This window comes from Leuconostoc falkenbergense (genome assembly GCF_045801155.1).
Classification (GTDB): Bacteria; Bacillota; Bacilli; order Lactobacillales; family Lactobacillaceae; genus Leuconostoc; species Leuconostoc falkenbergense.
This window is the reverse complement of the sequence record NZ_CP174386.1, coordinates 1,193,122-1,212,381: the sequence shown is the minus strand read 5'-3', so window position 1 is coordinate 1,212,381 and position 19,260 is coordinate 1,193,122. Positions and strand designations below refer to the sequence as shown.

The 19,260-nt window shown below is 38.0% G+C and carries 17 protein-coding genes and 1 other annotated feature; of the genes, 13 read left to right on the top strand and 4 right to left on the bottom strand.

The features are described 5' to 3' along the window. Window positions 1-41 precede the first annotated feature (41 nt). The 8 genes from ACI3ES_RS06020 (at window position 42) to ACI3ES_RS05985 (ending at window position 8,126) form a co-directional block, all read left to right on the top strand. A complete protein-coding gene (locus tag ACI3ES_RS06020) occupies window positions 42-1,415 on the top strand; it encodes a class II fumarate hydratase (RefSeq protein WP_114666989.1) in 1,374 nt (457 codons plus the stop codon). Window positions 1,416-1,430: 15 nt separating this feature from the next. After that, the gene (locus ACI3ES_RS06015) at window positions 1,431-3,038 is read left to right on the top strand and encodes a malolactic enzyme (protein WP_114666990.1); all 1,608 of its coding nucleotides are present in this window, start codon (window positions 1,431-1,433) and stop codon (window positions 3,036-3,038) included. Between the two features lie 113 nt (window positions 3,039-3,151). Next, window positions 3,152-4,003, top strand: coding sequence for an NAD(P)H-binding protein (locus tag ACI3ES_RS06010; RefSeq protein WP_114666991.1), 852 nt, complete (start codon window positions 3,152-3,154; stop codon window positions 4,001-4,003). A gap of 89 nt (window positions 4,004-4,092) precedes the next feature. Further along, window positions 4,093-4,527 carry an Rrf2 family transcriptional regulator gene (locus tag ACI3ES_RS06005; protein ID WP_114666992.1) on the top strand — a complete coding sequence of 145 codons (435 nt, stop codon included), beginning with the start codon at window positions 4,093-4,095 and terminating at the stop codon, window positions 4,525-4,527. A gap of 308 nt (window positions 4,528-4,835) precedes the next feature. Beyond that, window positions 4,836-4,958 (top strand): hypothetical protein, encoded by a 123-nt coding sequence (locus ACI3ES_RS06000; RefSeq protein ID WP_004913832.1) that lies wholly within the window; start codon window positions 4,836-4,838, stop codon window positions 4,956-4,958. Between the two features lie 144 nt (window positions 4,959-5,102). After that, the gene (locus ACI3ES_RS05995) at window positions 5,103-6,476 is read left to right on the top strand and encodes a sugar porter family MFS transporter (RefSeq protein WP_114666993.1); all 1,374 of its coding nucleotides are present in this window, start codon (window positions 5,103-5,105) and stop codon (window positions 6,474-6,476) included. 24 nt (window positions 6,477-6,500) lie between these two features. Next, window positions 6,501-7,532, top strand: a complete 1,032-nt coding sequence (locus ACI3ES_RS05990) for a polysaccharide pyruvyl transferase family protein (RefSeq protein ID WP_114666994.1) — start codon at window positions 6,501-6,503, stop codon at window positions 7,530-7,532. A gap of 144 nt (window positions 7,533-7,676) precedes the next feature. Further along, window positions 7,677-8,126 (top strand): GNAT family N-acetyltransferase, encoded by a 450-nt coding sequence (locus ACI3ES_RS05985; protein ID WP_114666995.1) that lies wholly within the window; start codon window positions 7,677-7,679, stop codon window positions 8,124-8,126. 25 nt (window positions 8,127-8,151) lie between these two features. Here ACI3ES_RS05985 and ACI3ES_RS05980 read toward each other — a convergent pair whose 3' ends face one another. Beyond that, the gene (locus tag ACI3ES_RS05980) at window positions 8,152-8,721 is read right to left on the bottom strand and encodes a GNAT family N-acetyltransferase (protein ID WP_114666996.1); all 570 of its coding nucleotides are present in this window, start codon (window positions 8,719-8,721) and stop codon (window positions 8,152-8,154) included. A 107-nt stretch (window positions 8,722-8,828) separates the two neighbouring features. Further along, on the bottom strand, window positions 8,829-9,359 hold the full coding sequence (locus tag ACI3ES_RS05975) for a GNAT family N-acetyltransferase (protein WP_114666997.1): 531 nt from the start codon (window positions 9,357-9,359) through the stop codon (window positions 8,829-8,831). A gap of 125 nt (window positions 9,360-9,484) precedes the next feature. Between ACI3ES_RS05975 and ACI3ES_RS05970 the strand changes: the two genes are divergently transcribed. After that, window positions 9,485-10,687 carry an ATP-binding protein gene (locus ACI3ES_RS05970; protein WP_181809840.1) on the top strand — a complete coding sequence of 401 codons (1,203 nt, stop codon included), beginning with the start codon at window positions 9,485-9,487 and terminating at the stop codon, window positions 10,685-10,687. A 77-nt stretch (window positions 10,688-10,764) separates the two neighbouring features. On the opposite strand, the gene ACI3ES_RS05965 is transcribed toward ACI3ES_RS05970, so the two are convergent. Beyond that, on the bottom strand, window positions 10,765-11,445 hold the full coding sequence (locus ACI3ES_RS05965) for a YjjG family noncanonical pyrimidine nucleotidase (RefSeq protein ID WP_114666999.1): 681 nt from the start codon (window positions 11,443-11,445) through the stop codon (window positions 10,765-10,767). Window positions 11,446-11,535: 90 nt separating this feature from the next. Between ACI3ES_RS05965 and ACI3ES_RS05960 the strand changes: the two genes are divergently transcribed. From ACI3ES_RS05960 to ACI3ES_RS05950, 3 genes are all read left to right on the top strand, one after another. After that, a complete protein-coding gene (locus ACI3ES_RS05960; protein WP_114667000.1) occupies window positions 11,536-12,210 on the top strand; it encodes a cyclic nucleotide-binding domain-containing protein in 675 nt (224 codons plus the stop codon). A gap of 436 nt (window positions 12,211-12,646) precedes the next feature. Then, window positions 12,647-13,660 (top strand): zinc-binding dehydrogenase, encoded by a 1,014-nt coding sequence (locus tag ACI3ES_RS05955; RefSeq protein ID WP_114667001.1) that lies wholly within the window; start codon window positions 12,647-12,649, stop codon window positions 13,658-13,660. 859 nt (window positions 13,661-14,519) lie between these two features. Further along, window positions 14,520-17,210, top strand: a complete 2,691-nt coding sequence (locus ACI3ES_RS05950; protein ID WP_114667002.1) for an HAD-IC family P-type ATPase — start codon at window positions 14,520-14,522, stop codon at window positions 17,208-17,210. A gap of 163 nt (window positions 17,211-17,373) precedes the next feature. Here the strand turns inward: ACI3ES_RS05950 and ACI3ES_RS05945 are convergent, their stop codons facing one another. Further along, on the bottom strand, window positions 17,374-17,688 hold the full coding sequence (locus ACI3ES_RS05945) for a SemiSWEET family transporter (RefSeq protein WP_114667003.1): 315 nt from the start codon (window positions 17,686-17,688) through the stop codon (window positions 17,374-17,376). A 197-nt stretch (window positions 17,689-17,885) separates the two neighbouring features. After that, window positions 17,886-18,128, top strand: a binding site (T-box leader). Between the two features lie 206 nt (window positions 18,129-18,334). Between ACI3ES_RS05945 and ACI3ES_RS05940 the strand changes: the two genes are divergently transcribed. After that, window positions 18,335-19,234: a methylenetetrahydrofolate reductase gene (locus ACI3ES_RS05940; protein ID WP_142511700.1), complete on the top strand. Its 900-nt coding sequence runs from the start codon at window positions 18,335-18,337 to the stop codon at window positions 19,232-19,234. Window positions 19,235-19,260 lie beyond the last annotated feature (26 nt).

The window sequence follows — 19,260 nt, the reverse complement described above, 5'->3', positions numbered from 1 at the left end:
TTAGTAAAACGGTTACAATAAAGTAAAAAGGGGGATTTAGCATGGCATATCATATTGAAGAAGACGCTATTGGTCCAGTTAAGGTTCCAAATGATGTCTTGTGGGGGCCACAAACACAACGGTCACACGAAAATTTTAAAATCGGTGGGCGAATGCCATATCCAGTCATTAAGGCAATTTTGCACATCAAAAAGGCAGCTGCTTTAACGAATGCTAATCTTGGGGAATTATCACAAGCCAAAGCTGATTTGATTGTGAAGACTGTGGACGAGTTATTGACGGGCAAATACCAAGATCAATTTCCATTAGTCGTTTATCAAACAGGGTCAGGCACGCAAACTAATATGAACGTGAATGAGGTCATTGCGCATCTGGCCGCTAAAATACAACCGGATTTGCCTTTACTACCAAACGATGACATCAATCATTCGCAAAGTTCAAATGATACATTTCCTACTGCAATGGCGATTGCCGCGTTCTTGGAGACAGTCAAATTGTTGCCCATTCTTAAACATGTCAAAGCAACATTTGATCAGAAAGCGCAGGACTATAAAGATGTCATTAAAATTGGGCGCACACATTTACAAGATGCAACACCGATGACCGTCGGACAAGAAATTTCTGGCTGGGCATCGGGTATCCAGCATAACATCGATTATTTAGAATTAAATTTACCAACATTGCTTGAATTACCAATTGGGGGAACAGCGGTAGGGACGGGGCTAAATACGGCGCCAGATTATGATGTTGAAGTTGTTAAAAAGCTTGCTGAACTTTACGGCGTTTCGTTTGTGAATGCACCGAATAAATTTCAAGGCATGGCTGAACATTCCGGCCTCAATATGGTTCACTCAGTCTTAAAAACGTTGAGTGCTGATTTAGTCAAAATCGGAAATGATATTCGTTTTTTGGCATCAGGACCTCGTGCCGGATATGGTGAATTTAATATTCCAGCCAACGAGCCGGGTTCTTCTATTATGCCTGGTAAAGTGAATCCTACACAAATTGAGGCGCTAACAATGGTTGCTGCTACCGTGTTTGGACATGATGCCACAATTAACTTTGCCGCATCACAAGGCAACTTTGAAATGAACGTCTATAAGCCTGTCATCATTGCAACATATCTTGATTCTGTGAGTTTGTTACAAGAAAGTATTCAATCATGGGACGATAAATTAGTAGCTGGGTTGACCATTAATGCTGACAGAATGAAGGCATTAGTGGATCAATCGTTGATGACTGTTACGGCATTATCACCGCATATTGGTTATGAAACATCAGCACATATCGCTCAAAAAGCACAAAAAGAGGGAACTACACTGCGTGAAGCGGCAATTGCTTCTGGTAAAATTACGGCTGCGGATTTTGATAAATGGGTTGTGCCAGCTGACATGACACATCCGCGTATAAAGTGAAAAGGGGATCAGGACATGACAAATATTTTAAATGATGCTTTTAAAAATAAAGGTACAGCCTTTACCCAGGCAGAACGTCAACAATATCATATTGTTGGTCAATTGCCACCGGTTGTTCAGACAATTGCACAACAAGCTGCGCAGGTATACGCACAATATCAAACTAAGACATCAGATATTGAAAAACGCAAATTTTTAATGCAAATTTTTGACACGAATCGCGTGTTGTTTTACAAAGTTTTTTCGCAGCACGTTGTTGAATTTATGCCAATTGTTTACGATCCAACAATTGCTGAATCAATCGAAAATTATTCAGAAAATTATGTTGATCCACAAGAGGCAGCATTTTTGGATGTCAACCATCCTGAAGCGATTAAAGAAACTTTACTTGGTGCAGCAAATGGCCGCGATATTAAATTAGTTGTTGTCACCGACGCTGAAGGTATTTTAGGTATTGGTGATTGGGGTGTTAACGGCGTTGATATTTCAGTCGGCAAGTTGATGGTATACACCGCTGCAGCTGGTATCAATCCGGAAAATGTGTTGCCAATTGTGATTGATGCTGGTACAAATAATCAAAAATTGCTTTACGATCCACTATACTTGGGCAATCAGCATGAACGTGTTCGTGGGGCAAAGTACGATGCTTTCATTGCAAAATTTGTTGATGAAATTGAAGCCGCATTTCCAAATGTTTATTTGCACTGGGAAGACTTTGGACGTTCAAATGCAGCACGTATTTTGAAACAATACCAAGATAAAATTCTAACATTTAATGATGATGTTCAAGGCACAGGCATTATCGTTTTGTCAGGTGTTTGGGGGGCAATGAAGCTGACAGGTAAAAAACTAACTGATCAAACTTATGTCACTTTTGGGGCCAGATCAGCTGGCGCTGGGATTGCAAACCAAGTTTATACTGAAATGGTTAAACAAGGATTGAGTGAAGACGAAGCCCGCAAGCACTTCTACATGGTTGATAAGCAAGGTTTGTTGTTTGATGATGATGACACATTGACGCCTGCGCAACAACCATTTGCTCGTTCACGCTCAGAATTTACTAATGCTGACGAACTCACCAATCTCACTGCGGTGATTAAAACAATTAAGCCAACCATTTTGGTGGGCACGTCAACCCAACCAGGAACTTTCACCGAAGAAATTGTTCGTGAAATGACTAGCTACGTTGATCGGCCAATTATTTTCCCATTGTCTAACCCAACCAAGCTCGCTGAAGCAAGTGCGCAAGATTTGATCAAATGGAGTCAAGGTAAAGCATTAATTGCCACTGGTATTCCAGCCGCTGATGTGACTTTTGAGGGTGTAACTTACCAAATTGGGCAAGGCAATAACGCTTTAGTTTATCCAGGTTTGGGATTAGGCGCGATTGCAGCACATGCAAAAGTATTGTCGCAGGGCATGATATCAGCGGCTGCGCACGCATTAGCTGATACATTAACAGATGATAGTACGGCTGTTTTGCCACCTGTTTCCCATCTGGATGAATTTTCACAAATTGTTGCTGTTGCCGTAGCGCAAGTTGCTATTGATGAAGGCATTTCACAAGGCGTGACTGATGCTAAGACAGCGGTTGCAGATTTGAAGTGGTTGCCAGAATATTAAATAGATCGTATTAAAGACCGTTATGGTCTTTTTTTTTGACAACTTGTTGCTTAAAAAACAACAAGTTGTGTTATAATAAATTATAAACTTTTTTATTACGAAAGGAATTTATCATGGTTAAATATGCAATTACTGCTGCTACTGGTCGATTTGGCCGCGCAGCTGTGTCACACTTACTAACGCTTGTTGATAAAAAAGACATTGTACTAGTCGCGCGCAACGCGCAAAAGGCTAAGCAAACCTTCAAAGATATCGAGTTACGTGAGGCATCTTATGATAGCGAATCAGCTATGACAAAGGCGCTGTCGGGTATTGATCGTGTGTTATTTATTTCATCGCAGCCTGGTGGGAAAGTGCCACGGTTAGTACAACATCAAAATGTTGTCAATGCTTTGACAACTAATCATGTGTCATTTGTTGTTTATACTAGTTTTCCTCATGCCGATGAATCTGAGAATTTCTTAGCGCAAGACCACCGTGGGACGGAACAAGCCATTGTGTCGGCCAAATTATCACACGCATTTTTGCGAAATAACTGGTATTTAGAAAATGAAACGAGTTTTTTGCAGGCTGCTGCTAGTGATGCTTCTGCTTATTATTGGGCAGACAAAAAAGTAGGGTGGGCATTAGAACGTGAATATGCAGAAGCTGCAGCGAACGTCTTAGCTAATGGTGCTGAACGAGAAATTTACGAATTGTCTGGTCCTTCGATTAACTTTGCAACACTTGGCGAGACAGTTAAGAGCACTTTTAATGCGTCATCTACCATTCAGCAAGTTTCTGAAAGTGAATATACGTCACAATTAGAAAAAAATGGTTTAGATCATGACACAGCACTTATGGTAACATCATTTCAAACACCCATTGATGATGGCTCATTAGCACATCCTAGTGATGACTTGCCTCAACTCCTGGGACATGATGTGACGCCTTTATCTGAAGCGTTGAAAGAGATTATCAGATAATTGGCAAGCTGTCTATAAAAAATGACATAACAACCTGTGTTATGTCATTTTTTATGCGATACTTATTAGGAAGGGAGTGAGGTCAGCTGATGCGATTTTCATATAAATTAAGTGATGCAATACATATCTTAGCGTTCCTAGATATTTATCGGGATGGCGATTTATCTAGTAAAATGATCGCGGCCAGCATTGGTGCCAATGCTAGTGTTGTCCGCAATTTAATGAGTGAGTTACGAGAAAGTGGGTTTATTACCACAAGGCAGGGCGCGGTAACACCGATGTTAGCCAAATCACCATCAGAAATCAGTCTGTATGATGTCTATATTGCGATTAGTATCGATCACAATTTATTGCATATTGATCCAAAAACTAATCCAGACTGTATTGTTGGTGGCAATATTCAACAAACACTCAATGGTATTTATTCAGAAATAGAAACGACAGCGTATGATCGCATGAAGAGTATCAGCATTAGTGATGTGATAAAAGATATTTTGGTGTTACAGCAATACAAAACGAAATAGAATCTGAATCAATCCCGACGAAAAAAATCAGTCATTACAACACTATTCGGATTGAAATTAAACCAACAAATGCAAAGAGGCTCAAAAATTGTGTTAAACCAATTTTTGAGCCTTATTTTATTGCTTATTTAACCAAAGTGGTATTATTAATGTAATCGCTACTACAAATGGAAGGAGACATGAGTTTTATTTGAAACACGAATTGTTGTGGTGACTGAATAATTGGCAGTGAATGCGATCACCGCTAATTAATAATCACCTGTTACAAGAATTATTGATTTCAAGCTTGATGAATGGAGAATATTTGTATGTCTGAAGAAGAAAAAATTGATGTTAAATCACAAAACAAGAAGGACGATCCTGAGTCAACTGACAAAGAAAATGTCTTTGACCATAATCCTAAAAACGCTGATTACAAGAAGGCGGATTAGGCTTAATTAGAATAACTTAGTAACTAAGTCTTTAATTTGTTTCATACAAAGGAGGCTTTTTTATAAACACTTTTTGACATCTCGCTGTTGATAAGTGATTAGATAGGAAAAAGCGAAGACAGATAAAGGACAGAGTTGAGAAGTATGCAAAACAAAACGAATAAAAAAGTTAAACTTAATTTTTTGAATTACTGTGTTTATGTTATTTCCTTAGGTGGCTTCTTATTTGGTTATGATACTGGTGTGATCAATGGCGCTTTAGCCTTTATGAGCCGATCAGACCAACTAAATCTTACGCCATCATTGCAAGGCATTGTTTCAAGTTCACTAGTGATTGGTGCCTGTATTGGTGCACTAGGGTGTGGTAAAGTAGCTGACAAATTTGGTCGTAAAAAAACGCTGCGATTAATTGCGATTATTTTTACGGTGGCAACTGTATTGTGTGCAGCTGCTGTGAATTTTTGGTCCATGTCAATCTTTAGATTTGTGCTAGGTATTGCGGTCGGTGCGGCTTCAAGTTTATCACCAATGTATTTGGCAGAAATTTCTCCAGATAATTTACGAAGTGCAAATGTTAACAAAAATGCTATTTTCATTGTGCTTGGGCAACTATGTGCCTTTGTTGTCAATGCTATTTTAGGCAATATTTGGTCTGATTGGGGACCAATCTGGCGTGTAATGGTTCTGTCAGCGGCTGTGCCATCTGTGATTTTATGGATTAATTCATTTCATATTAGTGGTAGCCCACAATGGCTGTTATTCAAACGACGGTTTAATCGTGCCAGACAGTTGTTCCGTCGTTTGGGATTCAAGAATACAAATTCACTGATTAAAAATGAGACTGAAGCGATTGAAAAATCGGATGACCAAGAATTCAGCTGGTCGCGCGCATTGCAAAATAAAAAATTATTATACCTGTTAATCACTGGTATCGTAATAGCATTAATTCAGCAAATTTCAGGTGTCAATACGGTCATGTATTATGGCACTATTTTACTTGAAAAAGTTGGTATGGGCGAGGGCGGTTCGCTGTATGCAAATATCCTAATTGGTGTTGTGTCTGTGATTGCAAGTATTTTTGGGACCCGAATGATTGAAAAAACCAATCATCACCGAATATTGATTATTGGTTTAATTGGTAACGTAGTTTTTTTGGCGTTGTTAGGGGCTATCATGAAATCGACTATGTTTTCTCAAACAGTCACAAATGCATTGGTATTGATTGCATTGACACTGTTTTTGGCTAATCATCAAGGTATCGTCAGCCCTGTAACTTGGTTGTTATTAGCAGAAATGTTTCCCGGAAAAGTTAAAGCACAATTCATGTCTGTGGCGACAGCGACAACGTGGATTACTAATTTTTTCATTAGTTTAATTTATCCACAATTGATTGCGTGGTTAGGAACAGCCGTTGTCTTCTTTGTGTTTGCACTAACAAATGGTATTAGTATTGTATTATCTATTTTATTTGTTAATAGTCGCAAGATGTCGGATGCTTATCAAACTGCAAAATTATAATATATCAAAGGAGTAATCAGTCAAATGGCAAATTTTTACGTTGATACGACCACAGTTGTCCACGAAATTCCTGACAATAGTCGGCCAAAGTTTTATATGTTTGGTGTACCAAGTTACACCAACATGGGCGATCAAGCTGTTTCGTTAGCAGAGCGCCAATATATTGAAAATGAATTTCCAGAATATCAATACATTGAAATTCTGGAAGAGGATGACGATTACGCTATCCCAGTCATCCAAGAACATTTACAACCCAAGGATATTATCGCTTTTACTGGTGGTGGTAACATGGGTAATTTGTATCATAATCATGAAGAAGCGAGACGTAAAGTCTTTTCCACTTTTGTCAATAATTTGACGATTTCATTTCCACAGTCAATCCATTTTGAGGAAAATGAAGACGGTGAAATTGAAAAGAAAAAAAGCCAGTCAGCATATCGGAAAAATCCAAATCTTGTACTCGTTGCACGTGATGCACAAAGCTTTCATCGCATGCAAACCACTTTCGATAATCCAGTGATATTTACACCTGACATGGTGCTATATATGAATGCTGTTGATCTAAAATTCAAACGTCACGGCGCCTTGTTTGTGCTGCGTCATGACTCTGAGAAAGTGGTTAAGCAAAGTACAATTGATAATATCAAAGAAATGCTTGGGACAGAACGGCCAATTGATCGTGTGGATACTGTTTTAGATGAACCACAAAAAATAACACCAGTTACGCGTGAAGCTTTATTTGACGCAGAACTTGAGTTGTTTTCACATCAAGAAATGATTATCACTGACCGTTGGCATGCGATGGTTTTTTCTGTATTAACAGGTACGCCGTGCTTACTATTTGGTAATAGCTATGGCAAAGGTAAACATGCTTACATTGACTGGTTAGAGCATGTAAACTGGATTGATTATACTGATGAAACTGATATTGACCGTATTAAAGAACTCATGCGTTATCTTGTAGCACAAAATCGGCATGATTATGATGTTAAAAAAGACTTTAGGCAACTACGCGATGTGATTACAGGTTATGCGCACAAAGGACAAAATGATTGAGACGTCTCCGTTCAAATATTGTTAGTTTAAAAGCGTTAATGCGCATTAAACAAACGAAGAGTATCTTCTTGCCAAATTAAATATTGTTGATTATTTTTTCGTTGTATATGATAAAATAAAATAATAGAACAGGAAATTATTTTAGTGACCAACGAGCCAGTTTTTCAAAAATTTTTAACAACGAACAAGCAACTTTATCAACAAAATATTGATTTGAGAAACGCTGTGTTAAGGGGTCCTCTCGGCAAATTAATTACACCTGAAGAAATGATGATTGAGCAAAATAATCAGTTTTATGGCATTACGGTGACTGATGTGTTGGTGGCAACATTTTCAACTTACCAAAAAGACGCTGAAACCCTACGATTAGTATTTTTTGCGGTCGATACGTCATATCAACATCAAGGACTTGGATCACGATTGTTTCGCTGGGCACTTGTTGATTTCAAAAAGCAAGGCTATCAACGTGTCAGTTTGTCAGCGCGCGCCTCAGCTCATGAATTTTATTTGAAACAAGGTTTTAAAGACACGGGGAACTCAACGACAAATCAATATCTTGGCGTAGTAGATTTTGATATGCAGTATATGATTTAAGCACGAAAAAAAGCAAAGAATAATTTCATTCTTTGCTTTTTTTGTCCTGTTTTTCCCACTCCGAACGTAATAATGACCACTCGTTCATATCTGCAAATTGACCATTGTTGTATAAGATGTCCTCACGTTTAGTACCATCCAAATGACAGTTTAATTTTTGAGCAACGTGATTACTTGCATCATTATTAACGTCGACATTAATAATAATTTTACGTAGGTTATATTCTGTGAAGCCAATTGTTAGTAAAGCTGTGACGGCACGATGCATGATGTTCTTGTGGTGCCATTGATTGCCTAGCCAATATCCGATTTCGGAATGCTGATGTTCTTTATTAATTCGATTAAAACTGACCATACCAACTGGCTGATTACGATAACGGATCACACAATTTAAAGAATCCCCCGTGCCGAAGTGAGTTAGCGTTGTTTTCAGAAACTCTTTTTCATCATCTGCAGAGCGAAGCTGATCAGCCCACGGTAACCATTGGGCCAGGGTAGTACGGCTGTCTTCGACCAGCGCGTACAATGCTTCTGAATCCTGATCTGGTAAGGACAATGATAGACTAATATCATCGTCATATTTAAAGCTGAACACAAATAAATCTCCTTAAATTAAAATTTTATTTGAAATACATAGTATCTGTCATTATAAACTAATAAAAGTTGCTTGTAAACTTGAAAATAAAAGGCGACGGCCACTCTTTATAGTTCGCTTCTTAAAATACCGTACTTAACTGAATCATAATATTGATTATGCCAATACCTTACTTTTCTAATCACACCTTCTTTTGTCATGCCCACTTTATCACCCAGTTTTTGCATACCGATGTTACCCGACCATGTCGTAAAACCAATATGGGGTAAGTAGTCAAAAAGCGCAAACATTTCGTTGAGCCACTGCTTTAAAGCAACTGCGCCAATGCCCAATCCCCATTTACTGGAATCGTAAATCACAATACCAACCTCTAACCACTGTTTTAGTTTGCCATCATCCCAGTACGCTGATACCAATCCAACAATTTCACCGTTATAAATAATGAGTTTTACCATCGGGTTATTAATGTTGGCCGGATAAAAGCGCTGATAAAAATCTTCCCAATTCAGGACAGGATCTTGGAAGTACGGACCGTTTAAGCCCATCCATTTCAAGTCAGCGGATGGACCATAGCTGATTTGCCAAAAATATTGTAAATCTTGTGTTTCAATTGGTTTTAACGTGATGTCAGAAGCCATAGGTTAATTCTCCACTTATTATCACTGTTATCTATTTTACACTATCTCTGAAATTAATCGTTTGCTGTTTTTTTTTATTGCATATAATGGTACGATTACCTTGTTTTAAACTAAGGGGGCAACCAGTGGAAACAAAATTTGAAACATTATTTTTTAATCGCGTTAATCAACAATATAAGCCGGTTAAATTGGACAATTTGTTGGCGCAACACCTTTTGATTACTGGTGTGACGGGTAGTGGAAAGTCTACAACGGCACTATCGATTATGATGGGAATGAAGGCGTTCCACCAAAATTTAATTATTCTTGATCCAACTGGAGAATATCAATCAATCCCGAATTCACGACGAGTAGTGCTTGGACGGGATAGTTTTTTGGATGTTAATCATCTGAATGCCAATGAAATTGGCAAAATGTTAGACATCACTCATCCCCAATTATTATCAAAATTACCACTTGCGATTGAAAGCCTGCAAATTTCACGTAATGTGTTAAAGTCGACAGCTGTTTATAAGAAAATCGATAGAACAAGAGATAATCATCAATTTAACCTTAAACGATTGCGCATTGCTAATAAAGACTTCGATCTCAATTTGATTGCTGATCAGTTAATTGAAGAATTTGTCATCCCCAGAAATGATGATAAAGCCGATTTCACGTTACTCGGCCAGCAATACGATCAAGACACGATACAGAGTGTTTGGTCTGATTTAGAAACACTACGATTGGCATTGCGATCATTAAAAGTGACTGAATTACCGGAAGACAGCAGTGATAACCATATTGTTCACTATGATGTTGGCTATTTAATTAATTTGTTTGTAACGCACCGAGCTTCAGAACAAAGCCTAATTATTGATTTATCTGAATACGCAAACGACATACATTTGAGCCAAACTTTAATAGATATTTTAACGCGTGAAGTGATGATTAATCGGCAACGCTTCCCGAAGAAATTTCCGGTTGTAGTTTTTATTGATGAAGCACATCGGTACTTGCCCAAGGTAATCGCATCGGACAATGGCATTTTTTCAATTTTACGTGAAGGGCGCAAAATTGGCGTTGATTTGATGCTGAGTACACAAAGTCCGTTAGATTTGTCCGCAAAACTAATCGGACAATTTGGTAGCTTCATTTGTCATCGTTTATGCAGTCCAGAGGAAGTTGACGTGTTGCCACCAGCACTACAAAAATCTCGCCTAGAATTAATGGCATTACCAGTTGGGGAAGCGTTTTTAAAAACGGCAAATTCATCTGATGTTACGTTAGTTCAAATTACACCGGCTAGTGTCGAGCATAATACAAATAATATCTCATTTGACATTTAAAAACAGCTAGTGGTGAAACGCTTAAAGGGGTTCCACCACTAGCTGTTTTTAGAGTTGATAAGCATTTTGGCTTACAATTACAATATTAAATTTAAAATATCCTGATAGTCGTTTGCGATGTAGGTGGGAGCTGCTTTGCTTGTTGCTTGGTTTTGATGGGGATTGTACCAGATACTTTTCATACCAACGGCATTAGCCCCTACAATATCGGCTGAAAGGCGATCACCAACCATCACAGTATTGCTGATGTTTCGGTCAGGATTATTGTTTAAGATTGTTTCGAAAAATTGAGGCTCTGGTTTTCTGTAACCAATTTCTTCAGAAATAAAAATTTCATCAAAATAACTGTTGATTCCTGAACCAACTAATCGCTCATGTTGTGTTTTTGCGACACCGTTTGTGCCTACAATTAGTCTGAAGCCATTTGATTTGAGTTGTTTTAATAAATTTGTGGCGCCGGGAATAACATGAAAATTATGGTTAAGATGTTGACGATAAATTCGCTCTAATTGTTGACCGTCGGATTTAATATTTAACAGATTTAGCGTATCAGAAAATCTGCGATTTAGTAGTGGCTGTGCTGCCTCACCAGATTCAATTTGCTGCCAAACATTGGCATTGATTTGACCATATATTTTGAAGGCTTCTTCTATATCGGGGGCACCGGCGTTTTTTAAAATACTACGAACACCTTCATATTCACCACGTTGAAAATCTAGTAAGGTGTCATCTAAATCAAATATGATGTTTTTAATCATGATTATTCTCCTAAGTGATTGACGTTATTTTTAGTATAACCAATGTGATATAATCCAAATATGCTAAATCGCACATTATGGAGGTGAATTATGATTACATCAACCATGATTGATCAGTACAATTTAAAAAGTTTACCAGCGGACGTGTACAAAAATAGTGAAATTCATTATTTTAAGAATGGCGATATTATAACTAGTTCTGAAGAAAATCAAACACAAAAAAGGCTTCTATTATTACTTCAAGGACGAGCCAAGGTCATTTTTTTATCCAATGACGGTGAGAGCACACTGCTAGAATTTTTGAATAGAAATGATTGGATTGGTGAGTTAGAGTTAGTCGGAGTCACTACTAGCTACAAACAGGTAGTATCTTTAGGAAGCAGCGTTTGTTTAGCAATTCCGCAAGCAATAGTAACTAAATATTTGATTAATGATGTTGCTTTTTTACAACAATTTAATCATTATTTGGCTAATAAAATTATCAAACGTACTGATTTGATGTTGACTGCTAAAGCGTATTCATTTAAGGAAAGATTAGCGACTTTTATGCTGAATGACGCTTATAACTCTGAATATAGTGAACCCCATCGACTTGTGATGGAATATTTAGGCATCAGTTATCGACATCTTTTGTACACCTATAACCAACTTGTAGATGAAGGATTTATTGATAAAATTGGTCGTAATAAGTACAAATTAAACATGCAACGTATAGAATCGCTCAGTATTACTGCAACAACAAGTGATCATGCCGAGTTGCAATAATTCAAAATGGTCATTTTAGTAGCAAAAAATAATGTGCGCAGACTTGGGTACTAAGATATGTACGTCGAGGTATTAGCTGAAAATGATGCCTTGGCATTTTACCGTAAATATGGTGGGGAGATTGTTGACAGCTGTGATATTAATAGTGCGCATCAGGAAAAAATAAAAGCATATATACTAAAATTCTCGATTTTTGAGTAAAACTATAACCTATTTTTATTAAATGATTAATATTACAAATCTTCTTTGGGAAAGTGGTTGATCAGCTTGATAGTATGTTGGTGAAAGCGTCGTTTAAAACCATGACAACATCAGGTGTCATGGTTTTTTGGTGTAGAAAAAGGGCTACTAGTTCAATTAATTGACAATAGCTAATGCTTGGTATATATTTTATTTGTAATTACGTAAGCGCTTACATAGAAAAGGAGAATTTTTGATGAAAGCAATCGTTATTTCTGGCAAAGAAACTATTGATTTGAAAGACTTACCCACACCCGAAAAGAAGTCGGGAGAAGTCATATTTAGTCCCAAATATATTGGCATTTGTGGATCGGATCTTCACTATTTAGCTGATGGTTCGGTGGAACAGTCAGTTATTCGTGAACCATTGATTCCAGGCCATGAAATCAGTGGTGTGCTAGATGAAACAGTTATAGTCAATGGCGAGACTATTCCGGCGGGTACCAATATAACGGTGCATCCAGCGACGTTCGGTGACAAACAAGACCGGCTTGCAGAACGTCCTGAAATTTGGCCAAATGGGCGGTACTTAGGCTCTGCACAATATCTGCCACATACACAAGGCGGAATGGTTGAAAAAATGGCTATTCGTCCAGATCAAATTCGTATCGTGCCAAATAACGTGTCATTAAAATCAGCTGCTTTGGCAGAGCCATTGGCTGTTGGGTTGCATGCTATCAAGTTGGCGGGTGGTGTGAAAGATAAACGCGTCTTGGTTTCAGGTGCTGGTCCGATTGGTTTGTTAGCCGCCGGTGGCGCAGTTGCATTAGGTGCTAGTAATGTCACAATATCTGATGTTTTAAGCGCGCCGTTAGAACGTGCTGAAGCTTTAGGTGTGAATCATACGATTAATGTTGCGACAGACAATTTACCAGATAATGAATTTGATTTAATTTTAGAATGTTCGGGCGCTTCACCCGCCATCAGTGCTGCTTTTAAATCAGCGGCGTTAGGTGCAACGATTATGCAGGTTGGCATGATGATTGATCAAAATATTTCGGTGAACATTTCCGCTATTAATGGGAAAGAATTAACCTATAAAGGTAGTTTTCGTTTTAATGACGAGATTGACTTAGCGCTTGATATTTTGTCTCAGAACCCTGCAATCCAGACCGTTGTGACGCAAGTATTCCCAGCAAGTGACTTCAGAGAAGCATTTGCAATTGCCAAAGATAGTAACCAATCAGCAAAAGTTTTAATCGAAATGTAAGAAACAAAAGGTGTTCGCCGCAAGACAAATGATTGTGGCAACACCTTTTGTGTATGGTAAATGATGTGCTCATAACCAAGTCAACAATCACTCAATTAGTTAATAGCGTCAACTATACGGTTGCAGATTTTTGAGAATTATTTTGACAAAACTGAAGAATTAGACGCCGTCTATATCACGTTACTCATCAAGGAAAAAGTTAATGTTATACCACTCTTATAATATCTAATCTATTGTACGACACCAGAGGAGGCAAAAAAATAAACAAAGTATAACAGAACAAGATATCGTGATTTACAAACGTATTTTTACAGAAGGCGTATTATGATAGGGTCACAAAACTAATTTCAGATTAGTATCGTGTCGGCCTAAATACGATCAATTTTCCAATTGATGATCTTGTCGACTATTTCAATGGTTGAAATAGGCATTGACAAATAATACTGACAATATAGCAATATTTCCGTTTGAAAAAGGATCCAGCCTAAAAATCGTGTTAGTTGCCAGCAACAATGAAGTAACCTCAATCAGTGATTGAACTCAAGAATTTTGTTGAAAACAAATTACTAAGATAACTTTGAGAGATGAAAAATAGATGTTATTTTTTGTTGATGGTGGCTTGCATATGGGCTGATTGCTGAATTAAATACTTAAGCCTGTTTCGCATGAAATTTGCAATAACAAAATTGACATGATAAAATTTAGTAATAACTAACATTTTGTTCATTTTTGATTTAACACCCTTGCGGGAGTAGCGGCGCATACGCGTGGGAAACTGACTAACTAGGTATTTGAACTCCTAGCGGCCAACCTTAAACAGCAAGACGCAAAGATATTTTCTCTTAAAGGAGTGTGTCAAATGAACACGAAAACAAATGAATCGGACGACGTTCCGTTATCGCGCGCGTCGAAATTTCATCATCAGGAATGGACAGAAATTGTTGATGATTTGCAGGCCAATTATCCTGATGGTCTTGACAGTGACGACGTTACACAGCGAATTCAAAAATATGGTTACAATGAGGTTGCTGTTAAATCAGTACCTAAATGGCTTATTTTTCTACGACAATTTAACAATGTGATTATTTATATCTTGTTAATTGCTGTTGGCTTGACACTTTTAATGGGTCACTATTCTGACGCAACAGTTATTGCCTTGGTTGTCTTTATTAATGCAATGATTGGCTATTTCCAAGAAGTTAACGCCAGTAATGCGCTTGATAAAATAAAAAATATGTTGTCAGTTGAGGCAACTGTTATAAGAAGTGGTGAACGGTTTGATGTTCCTGCCCGTGAATTGGTCTTGGGCGATTTAGTTTATTTGGAAGCTGGCGACAATGTACCGGCTGATTTACGTCTCATTGACGTTGATAATTTACGTATTCAGGAATCTTCATTGACAGGTGAGGCAGACTCTGTTTTAAAAAATGAACATATTTTAGCAGCATCTGTGCCTTTAGCTGAGCGTAGTAATATGGCTTACGCCTCAACGGCTGTCACTAATGGTAGTGCAACTGGTATTGTTATTGCAACAGGCGTTGATACACAAATTGGTCAAATTTCTCAGAGTGTGGCTGATGTTTCAGGTAACAAGTCACCATTGACCAAAGAGTTAGATGGCCTAGGACGTGGCATTTCATGGCTAATCATTGCGGTCGCCGCGGTCATGTTTGTATTGGGTTGGGCGCTTAATATATATGATTTACCAACTTTAGTAATGGCGATTATTGCAATGATTGTTGGTTCAATGCCTGAGGGACTGCCGGCGGCAACCTCAATTATTTTGGCGACAGGCGTGCAAAAGTTAACTAAAAAGCATGCAATTGTTAAGACATTACCAGCAGCTGAAACGCTTGGTGCTGTTGATATTATTGCTTCTGACAAAACAGGCACACTGACCAAAAATGAAATGACTATCCAAGATATTGTCATTGATGAACAACATTATACGGTCACTGGAACAGGCTATGCACCAGAGGGCGATATTCAATTCAATGGACGGGCAGTTGATGCCAAAAAAATCGCCAAGTTAGAAATGTTTCTGACTATGGGTCAGCAGGCTAATGATACTTTCCTTACGGAAGAAAATGGTTCGTGGGAAATTAATGGTGAACCAACTGATGCAGCCTTTTTATCCGCGTACTATAAAGCTTTTGGTCAAAAAGAACCAAAATTAAATGAAATTGACCGTATTCCCTTTGATTCAGATTATCGTTATATGGCTCGCTTATCTGAAAATCAAAATCACCATCGCTTTATTGCGATTAAAGGATCCCCTGACAAATTATTTGATTTAGCAGAGAATAGTACGACATTCCAAAGAGAATATTGGTCTGATTTAGCAGCAAAATTTGCGCAATCTGGTAAAAGAGTCATTGCTGTTGGCTATGCTGATGTTGCAGATGATGTCAATGAAGTGACACACGAAAGCTTAAAGACTAGTGGTATCACGTTCTTGGGGTTAGCCGCAATTATTGATCCGCCACGTCCAGAGGTTATTGATGCCATAAAGGATATGCGTCAAGCAGGTATTCGCGTTAAAATGATTACTGGTGACAGCCCTGACACAGCTAAAGCAATCGGGCAGCAGTTGGGATTGGCTAACAATATTCAAACCATTACAGGATCTGAAGTTGAAGCAATGACTGATGACATGTTGGCTAGCGTCGTGACAAAGTATGATGTTTTTGCTAGAACAACGCCACAAGATAAATTGCGTATTGTTGCGGCTTATCAGGCAAATGGACTAGTGACAGCCATGACGGGTGATGGCGTTAACGATGCACCCGCATTAAAACGAGCTGACATTGGTGTTGCGATGGGTGTCAAGGGTACGGATGTTGCCAAAGATTCAGCAGACATGGTTTTGGCTAATGATGATTTTTCAACCATCAAAACAGCGATCGCTCAGGGACGCCGTTTGTACGATAACATTCGTAAAACGATTTTGTATCTATTACCAACAAGTTTTGCTGAGGGATTGATTGTTGTGTTCAGCATTTTGTTACAACAACCAATGCCGTTAACAGCAACACAACTTCTATGGATTAACATGGTTTCTGCGCTGACATTACAACTGGCATTTATATTTGAACCTGCGGAACCTGGTTTAATGTCTCGTCCGCCACGTAAAACATCAGATAAATTAATGAGCCGATATGATGTATTTCAAATGGTATATGTTAGTGTTATTATTGCTGCCGTTGCACTCGCAGTATTTGAATACTTAGACAGTATGACTGGTTTTGCCGTGGCCAGCACGATGGCGGTTAACGTTATTATTTTTGGAAAGATTTTTTATCTGTTTAATATTCGCACCGCTGCGCCAGCACTTAGTCGATCATTTTGGACAAACCCTATGGCATTTGGCGCGATTGCTGCGATGATTATCTTACAAATCATTTTCACTTATGTACCTTTCATGCAAGGTGTTTTCTCAACGGCTGGCCTTTCGTTTAATCATTGGGTTATTGTCTTGGCAACGGGTCTGATTGTTTTGGTTGTGACAGAATTGGACAAATATCGACGTATGTTTAGAAGTAGGGCTTGATAAACAATTAATGTGATTTGAGAAAAAAGTGGGCACAACATACCGCTAAAGTGATAAAAATGTTGTTAATGTCTCGTCGAACTATTTCTGGGTAATTCATTTTTTGAGGTTTCATAATATTAAAAACGCTACTTTTTCATTTTTTTGAAAAAGGTAGCGTTTTTTAATGAATGTAAATTGTGATGACAGTTACTAAGCCAAAAAAGATGCCGGGGACATTAGCAATAATAACTGGCCAGTCCTTATAGGTTTTGTTCCAACCATAACCAGTCCACAAAGACGCGTTGATCATGGCTACAAAGGGTTGTAAAAATCCAACTGGATGACCTGAAAAATTACTCATGATTTGAGGAATATAAGATATATACATTGCTATGCACATCAATGTTGCTAATCGGCTGAGTAGTTTAAGCCGTTTAATTCTGTCAGATGAAATTGCCTCGTCACCTTCAGGGTATTTTGATGTATCAATTCGCATGTAAACTCCTTTTTTTCTGTTAGATATAAATAATATAATACCATTCTTGAAAAATATTGCAAAAGACGGCACTATTTTCTTAAACTTGCATGACATTTTCTGAAAATAATAATCGTAAGTGAAACGGATTATTCAAGAAAATTAGTCAAATATGGTATTGCAATAAAATGATAATAAGAGTATAGTGATTACAAATAGATGAGACGTTGAAGAGATAAGTAAACTTAATGTGTGATTAAAGAGAGCTAACGTTTGGTGAAAGTTGGTATTACAACGAAGTTGAAAATGGTCTTGGAGTCGTAAGTAGTATGAGCTTTCAGTAAATGCTACTCGGGTGCGCCCGTTAACGCGTCAGGGTATCTCATCAGATGTACCTGTTAAGTGTCAAGCAGTAATGCTTGACAGAATTTGGGTGGTAACGCGATTCAATCGTCCCATAATCTTTGCCTGTTAGGTGAAGATTATGGGACTTTTTTAATTTCTAATCAATACTGGGTAAATCAATATGCGAGTTAATTTTCAAAAAATATATTATTTACATGCTAAAAAAATGACAACGGCTGTTTATCTGAATGGTAGTGGGGCAGTGGATGCAGTCATGTCTTTTTAATTGAACAGACAGTTAGTTTAATTAAAAGGAAAAATTATGACGAAAATTAATCAAATTTACAAAACCAAACCTGTTCCGGTTTTATCGTTTGAAGTTTATCCACCGCACCAAGAAGAAAGCGTGAAATCACTTTTTCAAACGCTAGAGGAGTTGAATCCAAGGCAAGCGGGAGTTGATTTTATTAGTGTTACATACGGTGCTGGGGGCAGTGCTAATCATGAATTGACACAACACATTGCCAGCTACATCCAAAATCACTTTGGTGTGACGGCGCTTCACCATTTAACTGGCATCAACCAAACGCCAGCAACCTTGCATCACAATTTGAGTGAGATGAAAGCCGCTGGCATTGAAAATATTTTGGCCGTTAGGGGCGACTTACCGTCATCGGATTATGATAATAGTTGCTATCCATTTGCAAAAGATCTCATTACAGATATTAAAAAAGAAAACGATTTTAGTATTGGCGCAGCGGTTTATCCGGAGGGACATGTTGATAATCCAATTACTGGGATCAGTGTCGGTGGTGTGAGAGAAAAAATTAGTGCAGGCAGTCAATTTCTCATTTCACAATTGTTTTTTGATAATAATGCTTTTTACAAAATGCAAGAAGAGCTAAAAAACAATTACATTCAGATTCCGGTATCAGCGGGCATTTTGCCTATTATTAGTCAAAAACAGGTTGAAAAGCTAACTTACATGATTGGTTCCTCTTTACCAGCCAAACTGGCTAAAATCGTGCATAAATATCAAGACAATCCAGAGGCGCTGCGACAAGCTGGCATGGCTTATGCTATGGAACAGATTTATGATTTATTAGATCATGGGGTGGATGGCATTCACCTCTATGCAATGAATCAAGCAGACATTTTGACAACGATGTTACCAAAAATAAACGACTATATTCAGTGCAAAAATAAACGATACGCTGTTTAAAAAATCACATTTAGTAAACAATAAAA